Genomic DNA, 14,278 nt, shown 5'->3' with positions numbered 1-14,278 from the left:
GGTTCGGCGTAACAGGTTCCGAGCCAGGGCTGGATTTCACAAATTTTCTCCGCGAGTATCCTAATTTTATTATTCTTAGGATACCGCTCTCTGGGTTGTATATGCAAAACCCAAAGAGCGAAATTTGTTAAATAATTTAAACAACTTGTAATTGCTGCAGGCGTTGTTCGATATCTTGAATCTGCAAAGCCATAGAAAGCTGCCTCGCAAACGCACGAACAATTACCAAATCTGTATCCAAGAATGCGCGCTGGGCAACCGCGCTATCGGCATACAACACGGCAACCACTTCACGTTTATAGACAATAGGGAAGCAGAGCAACGCTTGAATTGAATTGCGCACAATACTTGCAGCTTCTGCAAGCAGTGGATTGTCGGTAATCGATGATAAAATCACCGGCTCACCAGTTGCAATTGCCTGAGCTATCGCAGTGCGACTACCAGTAAAGGATTCACCGCACATCCAACTTGGAAAACCAGAACATTCGCTAATATCGCCATCGTCATCAAGGAAAATAACCGCAGCGCGATCGCTTGATAAAATAGTGACCAAAGTTTCTGTGGCTGATTTTAATAAACTATTCAGTGCTGTTTCTTGAAACATTTGCTCTGCGGCCAAATTTAAGTATTGCTTTCGCCATTGGCGAAAACTACTTTCCGCGGTAATTTGCCGATGCTGTACGTGCTCAAGGCGGCACTTAATGCCGCCAATGGTAAGCTCAGCATGTCGCGACAACGCAACCGAACTAACGCGTTTGCCATTGGCAAAGCAACCATTTTGGCTGTTGTGATCATGCAACTCCCAAACCCCATTGCTATGGCTAATGCGGGCATGATACCGCGATACTTCATGCCCTTTGAGAATCACATCACAATCTTCCGAGCGGCCCATTAAGTACTCTTTACCTTCGAATAATACATGGCTTTGAGCCGGTTTTTCAGGATAAAAGAGCTGTAAACGTAATGGCATATAACTAACCCCTAGAGAAGTGAACTTGCGAGGGTGAAGCGTAAACTACGACCCTTAGTTAGGAGTTCACCTTGCACGTTTTCCAAATCACCCGTTGAACGCCAAACACCCGGCATTGTTGCATCATTGGCTGTTTCTAATTTGCGCAACATATTGTTCAAGTTAGACGCAGCTGAACGATAGCGGCCTTGCTGAACATGATCATTAATATTGCGGCTTAACGCTTGGATTTCTGCACCAAATTGATCTTCCATGCTAAATACATGGCTATACAGATAATGTGCTAAATCACGAGCTTTGGCAGCAGCAATCACATCTTGATCACGGTTATCAACCAACAAGATAAAATCTGAGAAGTGGCCGGTAGAACCACGAGCTCGCAAAGAGCCTGCCGCGGTTAACGTAGTGATGTCTTCGAACTGACCACCAGCATGCGAACGGAATAAACGAATGTTATCTGCATACTGAATGCTTTGCGTGTAGAGTTCAATTTCTGCTTCACCGCTGAACGAGAAACCCCGATCTTGGCGTGGTTGTACAGAAATTAATACTGGAAAACTGTTAACCGCAGACATCTGATAGCTATCAGGCAAGCGGTGAGTAATTTGTGGGTCATTTGGATCTAACGCACGAATACTAACTTTTACGTTACTTTCACTAAGACCAATAGCATGCGGGAAACGAATTGAAAGTTGCAAATCCATGCCGTTATCAAGCACAACATCAGCAGAAATCCGATTTTCAGCAAACTTAATCTCATTTGCATACGCTTGTTGCATTGCTAGTGGTTGAATGAGCAACGCAGCAGCAAAAGTAAAGCTTACGAGTTTTTTTAACATTGTCTTGTTCCTCTATGTAACCAAAATACCGAACCAAATGTGGTGTGGATCTGTTTTAAGCAAAAAACTCAAACAACGAGTAATATCACTTAGGTAAAAATGTAAATGGAATGTAAAGATTTATGGCGAGATAATGGCAAGAGATTTGCGGATTAGATATAGGGGTTTACCCTCTATTTATTGCAAAAGAGCCCATCTTGGGCTCTTTTCGGTACATTTCGCGACCTTAAGTGCATAATTAAGGTGGATTATGAGTACTTACAGCGGTTTTTGCGCTTTTAATAGCCAAGCAAACAGCTGTTCGTTGGCATTAAATTCACTCAGTTCACTTGTGGCCTGCGCTTGGCTAAAGCCTTTACTGATTTTCTTCGCACTTGCGGCAGTTAACGCGGCTTCGCCGTGGCTAACCAACCGCTGCTGATGATCTTGCAGCATATTAAACGAAATCATTAAATATTCTGCCGCCTGGGTGGCTTTCTCTGTAGTGTCTGCGTAGTTAATTAATTCCAGCACACGGCCAAAAATTTCATTTAGCCACACCCGATCTTCAGGCTTGTTATATTTTTCTTGTAGCTGCTGCATAATCCATTCAGTAGTGCGCTTTGATGCCAAACAAGCTTGGTTTTGCTGCCATTCTGCAAAGGTCATTTTTTCAAGCTGCATGGCCGCTAAACGTAAAAATAGATCGGCCTGCAAAAATAACGGCGTGCGATTTAAGATATGCTCAAAAATCTCTACACCTTGGCTGGCTTCTTTTACTAATTGCGCACGCTTGTTCTGCGCTATCGCAACAAACTTGCCGCCAGGCTTTAAAACTCGCAGTATTTCTTTGGTTGCCGCAGCGGTATCACCGTACTCAAGGCCGAATTGGCTTAATACACAATCCACCGATTCATCGGCAAAGGGTAGTTTAGCCATATCGGTATTGCCGTGAAATTGCACATTTTGCACACGTTGGGCAAGCTCTGGCTTATCTTTCAGTGCGGCTTCGGGATTAATCTCGGCGCTATCTATACCCTGTATCTGCCAATCTTTGCCATGTTTTTTGGCATATGCGGCTACTACTGCAGCAAGTGCACCATTACCACAGGCAAGATCAACAATAGTTGCTTGTTTGGGGAATTCACTTAATTCTTGTTCCCATAATGCGGTTAATTCCGGCTGATAGCTTGGATCTTTATCGCCTGCAGCAAAGCTGCTTAGAGTTTTAGAGTACTGCCAATGGTTGTTCCAATGCTTCATATTATTATTCTCTTTAAAGGTAAGATTTGTTTCTTGCCGAATTCGCTTTACACTGCTGGATAGCTTAACCTGCCACTTACACGAAATACACTAACGGAATTTAATAAAATGACCGACTTTCGTCAGCAAGCTCTGGATTACCATGCTCTTCCCACGCCCGGCAAAATTAGTATTGAACTTACTAAGCCAGCGGAAACCGCGCGTGATTTAGCTCTCGCATATAGCCCTGGTGTAGCCGAACCGGTTCGGGCAATTGCTGAGAATCCTGAAGATGTATATCGTTACACTGCGAAAGGCAACCTCGTTGCGGTGATTAGTAATGGCACTGCGATTTTAGGGCTTGGTAACCTAGGGCCGAGTGCCTCAAAGCCGGTTATGGAAGGCAAAGCTTTATTGTTTAAGCGCTTTGCCGGCCTAGATTCTATTGATATCGAAGTAACCCACCGCACAACGCAAGATTTTATCAATACCGTTGCCAACATTGCGGGTACGTTTGGCGGTATCAATTTAGAAGATATTAAAGCTCCAGAGTGCTTTGAGATTGAACAAGCACTGATCGAGCGTTGCGATATTCCAGTATTCCATGATGATCAGCATGGTACGGCCATTGTAACGGCAGCTGGTTTATTAAACGCCCTCGAAATTCAAGGTAAAAACATCAAAGATGTACAAATTGTGTGTTTAGGGGCCGGGGCAGCTGCCATTGCTTGTATGGAGCTGTTGATTAAGTGCGGCGCTCAGCGTGAGCACATCTACATGCTCGATTCTAAAGGTGTAATTCATACTCGCCGTACCGATTTAAATGAATATAAACAATTATTTGCCAACAACACGGATAAGCGCACGCTACAAGAAGTAATTAACGGCGCCGATGTATTTGTAGGTGTATCTGGCCCCAACTTACTTGGTGCAGACGATTTGGCATTAATGGCAGAGAACCCGGTAGTGTTTGCCTGCTCAAATCCAGATCCAGAAATAGATCCGGATATCGCGAATGCAGCGCGCGATGATTTAATTATGGCCACAGGCCGCTCTGATTATCCAAACCAAGTAAATAACGTGCTGTGTTTTCCATTTATTTTCCGTGGCGCACTTGATGTTCGCGCTAGCGCGATTAATGATGAAATGAAGCTAGCGGCTGTAAATGCCATTCGCTCGTTAGCAAAAGAGCCAGTGCCTGAAGTGGTTCTTACTGCTGCAGGTATTGATACACTTGAATTTGGCAGAAAATATATTATACCAAAACCGATGGACCCAAGATTATGTGGGCGAGTAGCACGCGCAGTGGCGTTAGCCGCCGTTGCATCAGGTGTGGCAAGGATTGATTTACCTGCCAACTATATGGAAGATCGTTCTTAGGTACACTATTTGAGGGCAACACGATGTTTATATCAAGCATGAAGCGTTTGCTAACCATGAGCGTATTACTGGCTACCGTAGTTGCGTTAAGCGCTTGCCAATCGGCTCCCGATGAAAACGGCGCCCGCGTGGAAATTAATTATAACCCAACTATTTTGCGGCCATTTCCAGATGACACCAGCATGCCAATGCGGCACTCCGGGCCAATTGATATTGAGTGGTATGATGAAGCGCTTAGCAAAGCTCATCGTGAGTTTGTGGCCGGGGGCAGCCGTTCCGATGATAAACCAGAGATTTTATTAGAGGCAGAGCGGCATTTGCGCCGAGCACTCAACCAGCCCGTACGTTTTGGTGTAACAGGCCATCGTTTATGGGTAGAGCCGCGCGGCTTAGATGTAAATTACCGCTTAGTGGCGGAAGCTTTCGCTGGAACAGGATTGTTTAAACGTGTGCAGGTAGGCCATTTGAGCTATCAATAACTGGCGGTAGCAAGTGTTGCCGTAACAGCAAAAACCAGAGCATATGCTCTGGTTTTTTATTGCTTACGCAGCTAGTTATTCATCACATAAATCATCTTCAGAATAGGGGATGCCATGCGCATCAAGGTATTCTCGCACCGCTTGCGGGATTTTATGTGGGTTGTCTTTGCGTAAATCATGATCATCCGGCAGTGGCTGCCCGGTGAATGCATGGAGGAATGCTTCGCACAGCAATTCACTATTGGTAGCATGGCGCAAGTTGGCTACTTGCCGGCGGGTACGCTCATCGGTGAGCACTTTAAGTACTTTTACCGGAATTGATACGGTGATCTTTTTTACCTGCGTACTCTTTTTGCCGTGTTCCGCGTACGGGTAAATGTATTCGCCATCCCAATCCATAATGAAAACCTCCGGTAAATAGGGTTCGTAGCTGCTAGAAAAACGTTATTATGCGGTAATGTTCTATATTATGCCCTTTTTTAATCTATTTAGCCATCTAAACTTCTATTTAAAGGAAGTTTTCGTTATGATGTATACAATTCAATTCATTTAGTGAGGCTACTAGCTGTTCGCATGAATACACTTCAATCTCCTACGCCAGAACGCATTCGTGCTATTGCCGATGAAATTCACGTGCATAAGTTCGGCGGTAGTAGCCTCGCCGACGCTTATTGTTATCGGCGGGTAGCCCGTATCGTAACTGAGCACGCTGGCGTAAGTGATTTAGTGGTTGTTTCCGCTGCCGGTGATACCACCAACCGCATTATAGCCATCGCGGAAGCACGAGAGAGCCAGCCCGATTATGCGGCAACGCTCTTTTCTTCACTAAAGCGTTATCAGCAGGGGCTAATTGAAGAACTGTTAACTGGGCGCTCATTGAACCAACTATTAGCAGATTCAGAAGCCGATTTTCAGCGCTGGCAGCGTTGGCTAGTTGGCGAGGAAGATATTGACCGTGCTGAGCTATGTGCCTATGGCGAACTTTGGAGTTCACGATTGCTGGCCGCATTGTTACAAAAGCAAGGTTCACGTGCCGATTACATAGACGCGCGCACTTTTTTAGAAGCAACGGATGCCGCCGAACCAGTAATTGATAGTGCAGCCTCGCGCGAAAAGTTGCTCGCCCGGTTAGGCCCTTATCCTGGCACACGTTTTATTGTTACCGGCTTTATCTGCAGTGAAAGTGGTAGTGGCCGCACTTTGTTACTCGGAAGAAATGGCTCGGATTATTCAGCAACTTTAATTGCTAGCCTTATTGATAGCCGCCAAACCACTATTTGGAAGGATGTAGCCGGCGTTTATTCTGCAGATCCGCGTAAAGTTGAGCGCGTGGTGAGCCTACCTTCGTTAGATTGGAGCGAAGCTGAAGAGCTTGCTCGCCTTGGCAGCCCTGTGTTGCACCCGCGTACCTTTCAACCTGTAAATCGCGAGCGCATGGTAATTAGTGTGCGCTCAAGCTTGAAAGTTGAAAGCCAGCAAACACGAATTGGCCAGTATGATTACACCGAGGCGCAAGGCAAAGTACTTACCTCGCTGGCCGATGTGGCGTTATTTAGTATTGGTTTACAACATGCGGGCCTCATTTCACGTTTTGCAGGCAACCAACTGCAACCACTAGTAACCTGGGATGAAGAAAGCACCAGCGAGCGCTTCTATGCCTTTCACCAAAACCATTTAGATTATATCCGTAATTGGGTAGCACAAAACGATGCAGAACATCATGTACATGAGGTAAGTGGCTACAGCATGGTGGCGCTAGTAGGCGCGCGAATTCAAGAAACTAAGCAGTTTGCTGTATTGCGCCGGGAAGTGGGTGAGCAAGAACTGCGCCGATTCATTGTGGCAGAGAACAAAACCTCGGCAATCGCGATACTGGGCCAGAAACTCGATAACCGCTTATTTAACCGCTTGCATAGCCAGCTCTTTAACTTCCGCCGGAGCGTAGGGATTTTAGTATTTGGCTGCGGCAACATCGGTAGTGAGTGGCTGGATTTGTACCGCCAGCAGCTTGATCGTATGAATGAGAACGTGGATGTGCGGGTGCTGGGTATCGCCAACTCAAAGCGTTTATGGCTTGATTACAGCGGTGTTGATTTACAAGATTGGCATGAAACTTTTGCTCGCCTAGCACGCCCTTATCTACTTACTGAGTTATTGCGGGAGCTACCGAATGCCCCTTGTGATGAGCTTATCTTAATGGATTTAACCGATTCCGGTACCATTGCGCAACTCTACCCAAGCTTCTTCGCCAACGGCATGCATATTATTAGTGCCAATAAGCGTGCAGGTTCGGCAGAGGAATCGCTGTATCGAGAAATTCGTACCATCCAACACGAATATAAACGTGAGTGGCTATACAACACCACGGTTGGCGCTGGCCTACCGCTAAATTATGCGCTCAATGATTTGATTCGCAGCGGTGATAATATTCGCAGTATTTCCGGAATTTTCTCTGGCACCATGAGTTGGTTATTTGAAAACTTCGATGGCCAAGTGAAATTCAGTGATTTAGTGCTGCAAGCTAAAGCTGAAGGTTTCACCGAGCCAGATCCGCGGGAAGATTTATCCTGCCATGATATCGTTCGGAAACTGCTGATTGTGGCGCGGGAAATTGGCGCCAGCTTAGATTGGGATGATATTGAAATTAATGGCTTAGTGCCTGAGCACTTACAAAACTTGCCCGTTGCGGCGTTTATGCAACGGTTGAATGAGCTTAACGCCCCCATGCAAGCATTATGGGAAGAGGCGCAACAAGAGCGCAAAGTGCCACGCTTAATGGCGAGTTTCTCAATTACGGAAGGGCGCAGCCATGCACGGGTTGGTATCGAGTACATTTCTGTAGAAGATATGCTTACTAACCTCATTCCAGGCGAGAATATCTTTGTAATCTACAGTGAGTGGTACCACGATATGCCGTTGGTAATTAGCGGCCCTGGCGCGGGCCGCAAAGTTACTGCTGGTGGAGTGCAATCTGATTTACATCAATTACTCGCCAAACTTGCTGTAGCCGAGCGTTAAAATAACCGCTCCTCGTCTTCAAATATCTCTGGTGTACGCCGAGTTGAATCTGCGAAATCTGTAGGTTCAGTGCCGCGAATAAAGTACTCAAACATACTGGTATGATCGTTACGATTAGTAAGCTTACCGCTAGGCTGATCGATACGCACAGACACCATATTTTCAGGCAATGCAAAGGCTGGGCTACTTACATGTTGTAGCGCTGTTTCCATGTAGCGCACCCATCCTGGTAATGCAGTAGTAGCACCCGCTTCTGAGCCAACAATCGGCTGCCGTTGCCGGCCTAAATTACTATTCAAGCTAGAGCGGCCTAGGGCGAACTCAAGATTATCGAAACCCACCCAAGTAGCGGCTACAGTGCCGCGAGTAAAGCCTACAAACCAAGTATCTCGAACATCGTTCGTGGTACCTGTTTTGCCGGCCAAGTTGCGGTTACGTAACGATTGCGCGCGCCAACCGGTGCCGTTCCAGCCAGTTTGGTGTGCCCAACTACCGCCGCCCCAAATCGCTGATTGCAATGCTTCAGCCACTAAATAAGCTACTTGTTCTGGAATTACCTGCGGTGCTTGCGACCACTCACTTAAAATTGCCGCATTCACATCATCATCGTTACTAAATTCCACGCCAGCTTCTTCAGCCGCGCAACGTGCGCAGGCGTAGGTAGGGCTTGCCTGAAACACAATGTTGCCATCTGAATCTTCAATTCGATCAATAAAATGCGGCGTAACTAAGTAGCCGCCATTGGCAAATACGGCAAAGCCACGAGCCATTTCTAATGGGGTAAATGAAGCCGCTCCGAGTGATAACGATTCATTGCGTTGTACATCGTTTGCTAAAAAGCCAAACCGCTCAAGGTAATCGGCGGTTTCATTTACACCTAACTCGCGAATTAAACGCACCGACACCACGTTTTTAGAACGTGCAAGAGCTTCCCGAAGGCGAATTGGCCCATCATAAACTTCCGGCGAATTTCGCGGCCGCCATGCCGAACCTGAACCTGGATTCCATTGTGTTATCGGCGCGTCATTTACCAACGTGGCTAAGGTGAAATTGTGGTCTAGCGCTGCGGCGTAAATAAAGGGTTTAATAGTAGAGCCCACTTGCCGTTTGGCCTGGGTTGCACGATTAAACTGGCTATGATTAAAGCTATACCCACCCACAATACTTTGTATGCTGCCATTGTTCGGATTCAGCGCCACAATTGCCGAGCTAGGTGCAGGCATCTGCGCTAAACGATATGCCTCATCAAATGGCCGCACGATAATATGATCACCAACATTGAGGATATCGCCAGCCGTTTGTGGTGCGCGCCCTTGCCGCTCTGCATCAATATACGCGCGGGCCCAATCTAGATTCTTCCATGCAATCGTTGTTCGCGAGCCAGAACGCAACATCACCGTAACCGATTGTTCGCCAACATCCATTACCACGGCATGCTGTAAACGGCCAAAGCGAGGTTGCCGCTGTAGATAGGCAATAATTTCACCATCTGGCCATGCCTGTCCACCGAGCTCAATCATGGTTGCTAACGTACGCTCATCAGGAAGTTGCTGCACTCTGCTGCTTTGCGCCTGAAAGTACTGCTCAGGATCTACGCCCCACAAGCGCATTTCTGGGCCTCGATATCCGTGCCGCTCATCATAGGCGTGCAGGTTCTCTCGCAGCGCATCTTCCGCTGCTAGCTGAACTTCAGAGTTCACCGTGGTGAATACTTTATAACCGCCATTATATGCGTCATCTAAACCGAAGCGTTCGATCATTTCTTGGCGCACCATTTCCGCTAAATATGGCGCGTTTAGCTCTAGTTCTGCAGTGTGATAACGAGCCGTTACTGGCGCCAGCGTAGCAGCTTCAAATTGGTCTCGAGTAATGTACCCCTCATCGAGCATCCGCGTTAGCACGATGCGCCGACGCTGCACAGATGCCGCCGGGTTAGAAATAGGGTTTAAAATTGAAGGGCCTTGCGGCATGCCTGCCAATGTAGCAATTTCCGCTAACGTAAGCTCATGGATATCACGGCCATAATACACTTGCGCAGCCGCGCCCACACCGAACGCACGATGCCCCAGCTCAAGTTTATTCAGATACAGTTCAAGGATTTCTTCTTTGCTCAACAGTTGTTCAATGTGTAAAGCGATAAAAGCTTCCTTTATCTTCCGCATCCAGGCCCGTTCTCGGGTAAGGAAGAAATTTCGCGCAAGCTGCATGGTAATCGTACTGGCACCTTCGCGAATTTCGCCAGTACTTACTAATACGCGGAAGGCACGCATTACGCCAATGGGATCTACACCTCGGTGGCTATAGAAGCGCGAATCTTCGGTAGCCAAAATTGCATCAATCATCTCTTGCGGGATTTCATCGAGGGTAAGCGGAATACGGCGCTGCTCACCGAATTGCGACATCAATCTGCCATCAGCGGTATACACTTGCATCGGGGTTTGAAAGCGCACATCTTGAAGGGTATCTACGCTTGGCAACTCATCCTTTACGTATAAATACAGCCCGGCCACTGAGGCAACGCCAAGCATACCAACCGCAATTATGGTGAGTAGAAAATATTTTAAAAATCGAATCACAAAAATTCCGCCATTGCGTCGTTATAAGCTGCCCATTATAGGCGAATTTTCAGCTAAATTTAACTGTTAGCAAATACTGATCGTTCATCTTAACAGCCACAAGGATAGTGCAGATATGTTTTTACAGATTAAATTACCCACATTACCAACAATTTACACAAACATTACCGGCGGTATGCATTTACAAGGAAGTACCCTTACCATTGTGTTGCTTGATACACCGAGTGATAACCCCGAGCGCTGGCAACTGGTGCATTGCGCACAAGTTAATATGGATGATAACCCACAGCTAGATTGCGCCGAGTTTGATGCACGCCAATTCCCTATCTTTTGGCATGGCTGCAGCACAGAAGTTCGCAGCATTCCGCTTATGTTGCCTGCGGGCTACAACTACGATGATGTTCTTGCTCACGCCGAGCAAAAATTCAAAGAAATTCCCAATCACGAAACCTTACAGTGGGAATTGTGGAGTGATGACAATGATAGCGAATATGAAATTTACGTAACGGCAAAACAAAGCGTTGCGATGATTCGCGAGTTTCTAACCTTTGATATGCGAAATCTGTTAGAAAGTTGGGTGCCGATCTCCTGCTTACCCGAGCATTTAAAGCAAGCCGAAACACTGGCAAATCGCCAACAACAGCAAACCAGCAGTGGAACTTGTAATGCACCGCAACCAGCCTTATGCGCGGCCATTGCCGCCGTTATTTATGGCGTTATGAACGCGGAAAGCCTGTATTAATGGCGAACTTCATTAGGCCATTTGCGCAGCGTTTGCAGGCAAAACGCAAACAAATGGCCATTGAAATTACGGTAGTAGCCGCTGTTGCAGGCATCACCATGCTATGGCTTTGGTGGCAGCTACCGCCTGCGCTTAGCCATAATCAACAGCAAACGATTGCGCGGGCTAATACGCCTCAGCCGATTCTCGAAACGCATCGTGTGGCCGCTCAGTTGAACCTGTTGCAAGATATTGCAGTGCAACTTGCTCTGGTTCCTGCCGCAGAGTTAACGGATATCGAAATCACCGGTAGCCAAGCAAGTGTTCATTTTGTGGTGCAGAATTCAGCAAGCGCTCATCGCTTTAATCAATGGCAATTTCGAAACTGGCAGTTAAGCAAGGTACGTTTGCATTCGCATGGTGATGATTGGCAAGTAAACCTACAACTCACATTGCAATAAATAGAATAACCAAAGTTATGCAAATACATTATTTCGATCGATTATTAGTACTTTCTAAACTACAGCGCCGAAGCATACTTTTTCTGGGCGCTACGCTTGTTGTTACGGCTGTTTACAAGCTAGGCATAGGCCAGGAGTGGCAGCAGCGAACAGCATTGCAACATAGCTTGGCAAGCGCTAAAGCACAACTTTCTGTACCTAGCGAAGAAGTGCGTTTAGCAACTTATGCTGAATTACCAACAATACCCCATAACATTCATTTAAAAGCCTTTAGCCGCGAAGGAAGTTTAGTGCAACTTACCCTGCATGGAGATTTCGCCGAATTAGCAAACTGGCTGCAACAACTGGCCGGTATCAATTGGGCGCCAACTTATAAACGTTGGCAATGGCAGCCCCAACACATTGAACTTATATTGCACCTGCAGCAGTTGAGTATGCAGGCTGCAGAGTTCACTTCGGCTCCACAAAACCCCTTTCCAGCTCTATCGCATACCCCAAAAGCTGCAGAGGTGCCGATTTCTGAGCCTTGCTGGCATCGTTTTCCTGAAGATTTTTCAATAGTAGCGATACGCAACCAAGAAGCTTTGCTGCACTACAATAATCACACCACACGATGGCTTAGTGTGGGCGCAGCGATTCCGCCTTATGCGTTGATTATTCAGTACATTGGCGAGGGTAGTTTGGTAATTGCGCACCATCACAAAAATACGGATACAGAATTACCCTCGGCTAAACCACTCAAAAGTGAGTGCGCACCCAGCACGCTTCAGCTCAACATCCCAACACAACAATACTTACGTTGGTTGCCATGAGAGGTACAAATTGCGATAATCGCCTGTCTTTTTTTCTGGGGCACAGGGGTGAATCCACACTCGTTAATTCGTAATAGTATTTATAGAAGTGATGTACCGAAGCTATGGCTGACAAGCGTAACATTTTTCTGATTGGCCCTATGGGGGCAGGTAAAAGCACCATTGGGCGACAACTCGCTAGCGCTCTTCATCTAGAGTTCTTTGATTCCGATACTGAAATTGAGCGCCGCACCGGTGCCGATATTAGCTGGGTATTTGAATTAGAAGGGGAAGAAGGATTTCGTGATCGTGAAGAAAAAATGATCAGTGAGCTTACTGAACATAACGGCATTGTGTTGGCTACTGGTGGTGGCTCGATACTGAGTAAAGAAAACCGCAGCAAACTTGCGGCACGTGGTGTTGTTGTATACCTGCAAACCAATATTGACAAGCAAGTAGCACGTACCCAACGAGATAAACGCCGGCCGTTAATCGCGAACGCAGATAACCCGCGAGAAGTGCTGGAAAACCTTGCCGAAGAGCGTGACCCTCTGTACGAGGAAATTGCTGATATTGTGATTCAAACGAACGAACAAAGTGCCAAAGTGGTTGCCAACGAAATTATTGAGAAGCTGGGGTTATAATGATGAGTGCACCAACGCAGAGTTTAACTGTATCCCTTGGTGCACCCGCGCATGGCGCCCGTAGTTATCCAATTTTTGTAGGCAGCGGCCTAATCAGCACTGCAGTAGCCGATATTTTTAATAACGTGCTGCCAAGTGCTGGCAAACAAATCTTAATTGTTAGTAATAACACAATTGCAGAGCACTATTTAGCCACTCTTATCGCCAACTTAACCGCTGCTGGTATTGAGCGTGAACACATTCAGCAAGCGCTGATTCCCGATGGGGAAACGTTTAAAAATCTCACGATTTACAGCGAGATTATGGACGTACTGGTGAAGCACCGCTTTAATCGCGATTGCACCATTATTGCTTTGGGTGGTGGCGTTGTTGGCGATATGGCCGGCTTCGTAGCCGCTACATGGCAACGTGGCGTGCCGTTTCTGCAAATCCCCACCACACTGCTGGCGCAAGTTGATTCGTCGGTAGGTGGAAAAACGGCTGTAAATCACCCTAGTGGCAAAAACTTAATTGGCGCGTTTCACCAGCCTGCTGCAGTAATTATTGATATTGATTCCCTCGCTACACTTCCTGCTCGTGAATTCAAAGCAGGGTTAGCCGAAGTGATCAAATATGGCGTTATGGCTGATGCAGATTTCTTTGCTTGGCTAGAAGAAAACATGCCGCTGCTACTCAGCCGCGACGCGGAAGCGCTCATCTACGCCATTACCAAAAGTTGTGAACTGAAGGCAAGAATTGTAGCTGCCGATGAAACCGAGCAAGGTGTTCGTGCGTTACTTAACTTGGGCCACACGTTTGGCCATGCAATTGAAGCGGCAACCCATTATAAAACTTGGTTGCATGGTGAAGCAGTTGCCGTGGGTATGATCATGGCCGCATATTTAGCAGTGCAGCAGGGATATCTTGCTAGCAGCGATGCCACTCGTATCGAACAGCTTATTGATGCCGCCGGATTACCGAAGTATCCACCGAAGAACATCAGTAACAGCGAATGGCTAGAACTTATGGCTCGCGATAAAAAAGTGAAGCACGGTAAATTGCGTTTTATTCTTCCTACCGGTTTAGGCCGAGCCAGTATTTTCAGCGATATCTCGAGCGATGCGCTAGTTGCTGTTATTGAATCGCTCTAAACAATGCCTTTTCGCGGCTTTCACGATACACTCACTGCACTAGTTAAC

The 14,278-nt window shown here is 46.8% G+C and carries 13 protein-coding genes; 8 read left to right on the top strand and 5 right to left on the bottom strand.

Annotated elements, in window-relative coordinates; translation table 11 throughout:
- Nucleotides 1–136 precede the first annotated feature (136 nt).
- The 3 genes from ACNA7P_RS05580 to ACNA7P_RS05570 all read right to left on the bottom strand — a co-directional run bounded on the left by ACNA7P_RS05580 (nt 137) and on the right by ACNA7P_RS05570 (nt 3,051).
- Nucleotides 137–970, bottom strand: a complete 834-nt coding sequence (locus ACNA7P_RS05580) for an FHA domain-containing protein (protein ID WP_416257626.1) — start codon at nt 968–970, stop codon at nt 137–139.
- A gap of 11 nt (nt 971–981) precedes the next feature.
- Complete coding sequence (locus tag ACNA7P_RS05575; RefSeq protein ID WP_416257625.1) at nt 982–1,809, bottom strand: DUF6689 family protein; 828 nt, start codon at nt 1,807–1,809, stop codon at nt 982–984.
- A gap of 258 nt (nt 1,810–2,067) precedes the next feature.
- Nucleotides 2,068–3,051, bottom strand: coding sequence for a class I SAM-dependent methyltransferase (locus ACNA7P_RS05570; RefSeq protein WP_416257624.1), 984 nt, complete (start codon nt 3,049–3,051; stop codon nt 2,068–2,070).
- A gap of 108 nt (nt 3,052–3,159) precedes the next feature.
- Between ACNA7P_RS05570 and ACNA7P_RS05565 the strand changes: the two genes are divergently transcribed.
- Together ACNA7P_RS05565 and ACNA7P_RS05560 are read left to right on the top strand one after the other, a co-directional pair.
- Nucleotides 3,160–4,410 carry a malic enzyme-like NAD(P)-binding protein gene (locus ACNA7P_RS05565; protein WP_416257623.1) on the top strand — a complete coding sequence of 417 codons (1,251 nt, stop codon included), beginning with the start codon at nt 3,160–3,162 and terminating at the stop codon, nt 4,408–4,410.
- Nucleotides 4,411–4,433: 23 nt separating this feature from the next.
- Nucleotides 4,434–4,889 (top strand): hypothetical protein, encoded by a 456-nt coding sequence (locus ACNA7P_RS05560; RefSeq protein ID WP_416257622.1) that lies wholly within the window; start codon nt 4,434–4,436, stop codon nt 4,887–4,889.
- Between the two features lie 75 nt (nt 4,890–4,964).
- On the opposite strand, the gene metJ is transcribed toward ACNA7P_RS05560, so the two are convergent.
- Entirely contained in the window at nt 4,965–5,291 is a 327-nt protein-coding gene (metJ, locus tag ACNA7P_RS05555) for a met regulon transcriptional regulator MetJ (protein WP_416257630.1), read from the bottom strand.
- Between the two features lie 171 nt (nt 5,292–5,462).
- Here metJ and metL point away from each other — a divergent pair, with 171 nt between their 5' ends.
- Entirely contained in the window at nt 5,463–7,907 is a 2,445-nt protein-coding gene (gene metL / locus ACNA7P_RS05550) for a bifunctional aspartate kinase/homoserine dehydrogenase II (protein WP_416257621.1), read from the top strand.
- On the opposite strand, the gene ACNA7P_RS05545 is transcribed toward metL, so the two are convergent.
- On the bottom strand, nt 7,904–10,480 hold the full coding sequence (locus ACNA7P_RS05545; RefSeq protein WP_416257629.1) for a penicillin-binding protein 1A: 2,577 nt from the start codon (nt 10,478–10,480) through the stop codon (nt 7,904–7,906). The two genes, metL and ACNA7P_RS05545, sit on opposite strands and share 4 nt — an antisense overlap.
- 118 nt (nt 10,481–10,598) lie before the next feature.
- Between ACNA7P_RS05545 and ACNA7P_RS05540 the strand changes: the two genes are divergently transcribed.
- The 5 genes from ACNA7P_RS05540 to aroB all read left to right on the top strand — a co-directional run bounded on the left by ACNA7P_RS05540 (nt 10,599) and on the right by aroB (nt 14,230).
- The gene (locus tag ACNA7P_RS05540; protein ID WP_416257620.1) at nt 10,599–11,225 is read left to right on the top strand and encodes a hypothetical protein; all 627 of its coding nucleotides are present in this window, start codon (nt 10,599–10,601) and stop codon (nt 11,223–11,225) included.
- Complete coding sequence (locus ACNA7P_RS05535; RefSeq protein ID WP_416257619.1) at nt 11,225–11,665, top strand: hypothetical protein; 441 nt, start codon at nt 11,225–11,227, stop codon at nt 11,663–11,665. The genes ACNA7P_RS05540 and ACNA7P_RS05535 overlap by 1 nt, the downstream gene beginning before the upstream one ends.
- A gap of 17 nt (nt 11,666–11,682) precedes the next feature.
- On the top strand, nt 11,683–12,477 hold the full coding sequence (locus ACNA7P_RS05530; RefSeq protein WP_416257618.1) for a hypothetical protein: 795 nt from the start codon (nt 11,683–11,685) through the stop codon (nt 12,475–12,477).
- Between the two features lie 104 nt (nt 12,478–12,581).
- Nucleotides 12,582–13,100, top strand: coding sequence for a shikimate kinase AroK (aroK, locus tag ACNA7P_RS05525; protein ID WP_416257617.1), 519 nt, complete (start codon nt 12,582–12,584; stop codon nt 13,098–13,100).
- Nucleotides 13,101–13,102: 2 nt separating this feature from the next.
- On the top strand, nt 13,103–14,230 hold the full coding sequence (gene aroB, locus ACNA7P_RS05520; protein ID WP_416257628.1) for a 3-dehydroquinate synthase: 1,128 nt from the start codon (nt 13,103–13,105) through the stop codon (nt 14,228–14,230).
- Nucleotides 14,231–14,278: the final 48 nt, after the last annotated feature.

The organism is Aliidiomarina sp. (assembly GCF_047920995.1).
Lineage (GTDB): Bacteria > Pseudomonadota > Gammaproteobacteria > Enterobacterales > Alteromonadaceae > Aliidiomarina.
This window is presented reverse-complemented; position numbering and strand designations above follow the sequence as displayed.

Bases quoted from the DNA above. Each gene is read 5' to 3' on its own strand.
- ACNA7P_RS05580 (WP_416257626.1), bottom strand. From the start codon at position 970: ATGCCATTACGTTTACAGCTCTTTTATCCTGAAAAACCGGCTCAAAGC.
- ACNA7P_RS05570 (WP_416257624.1), bottom strand. From the start codon at position 3,051: ATGAAGCATTGGAACAACCATTGGCAGTACTCTAAAACTCTAAGCAGC.
- aroB (WP_416257628.1), top strand. From the start codon at position 13,103: ATGAGTGCACCAACGCAGAGTTTAACTGTATCCCTTGGTGCACCCGCG.
- metL (WP_416257621.1), top strand. From the start codon at position 5,463: ATGAATACACTTCAATCTCCTACGCCAGAACGCATTCGTGCTATTGCC.
- ACNA7P_RS05540 (WP_416257620.1), top strand. From the start codon at position 10,599: ATGTTTTTACAGATTAAATTACCCACATTACCAACAATTTACACAAAC.
- aroK (WP_416257617.1), top strand. From the start codon at position 12,582: ATGGCTGACAAGCGTAACATTTTTCTGATTGGCCCTATGGGGGCAGGT.
- ACNA7P_RS05535 (WP_416257619.1), top strand. From the start codon at position 11,225: ATGGCGAACTTCATTAGGCCATTTGCGCAGCGTTTGCAGGCAAAACGC.
- ACNA7P_RS05530 (WP_416257618.1), top strand. From the start codon at position 11,683: ATGCAAATACATTATTTCGATCGATTATTAGTACTTTCTAAACTACAG.
- ACNA7P_RS05565 (WP_416257623.1), top strand. From the start codon at position 3,160: ATGACCGACTTTCGTCAGCAAGCTCTGGATTACCATGCTCTTCCCACG.
- ACNA7P_RS05575 (WP_416257625.1), bottom strand. From the start codon at position 1,809: ATGTTAAAAAAACTCGTAAGCTTTACTTTTGCTGCTGCGTTGCTCATT.
- ACNA7P_RS05560 (WP_416257622.1), top strand. From the start codon at position 4,434: ATGTTTATATCAAGCATGAAGCGTTTGCTAACCATGAGCGTATTACTG.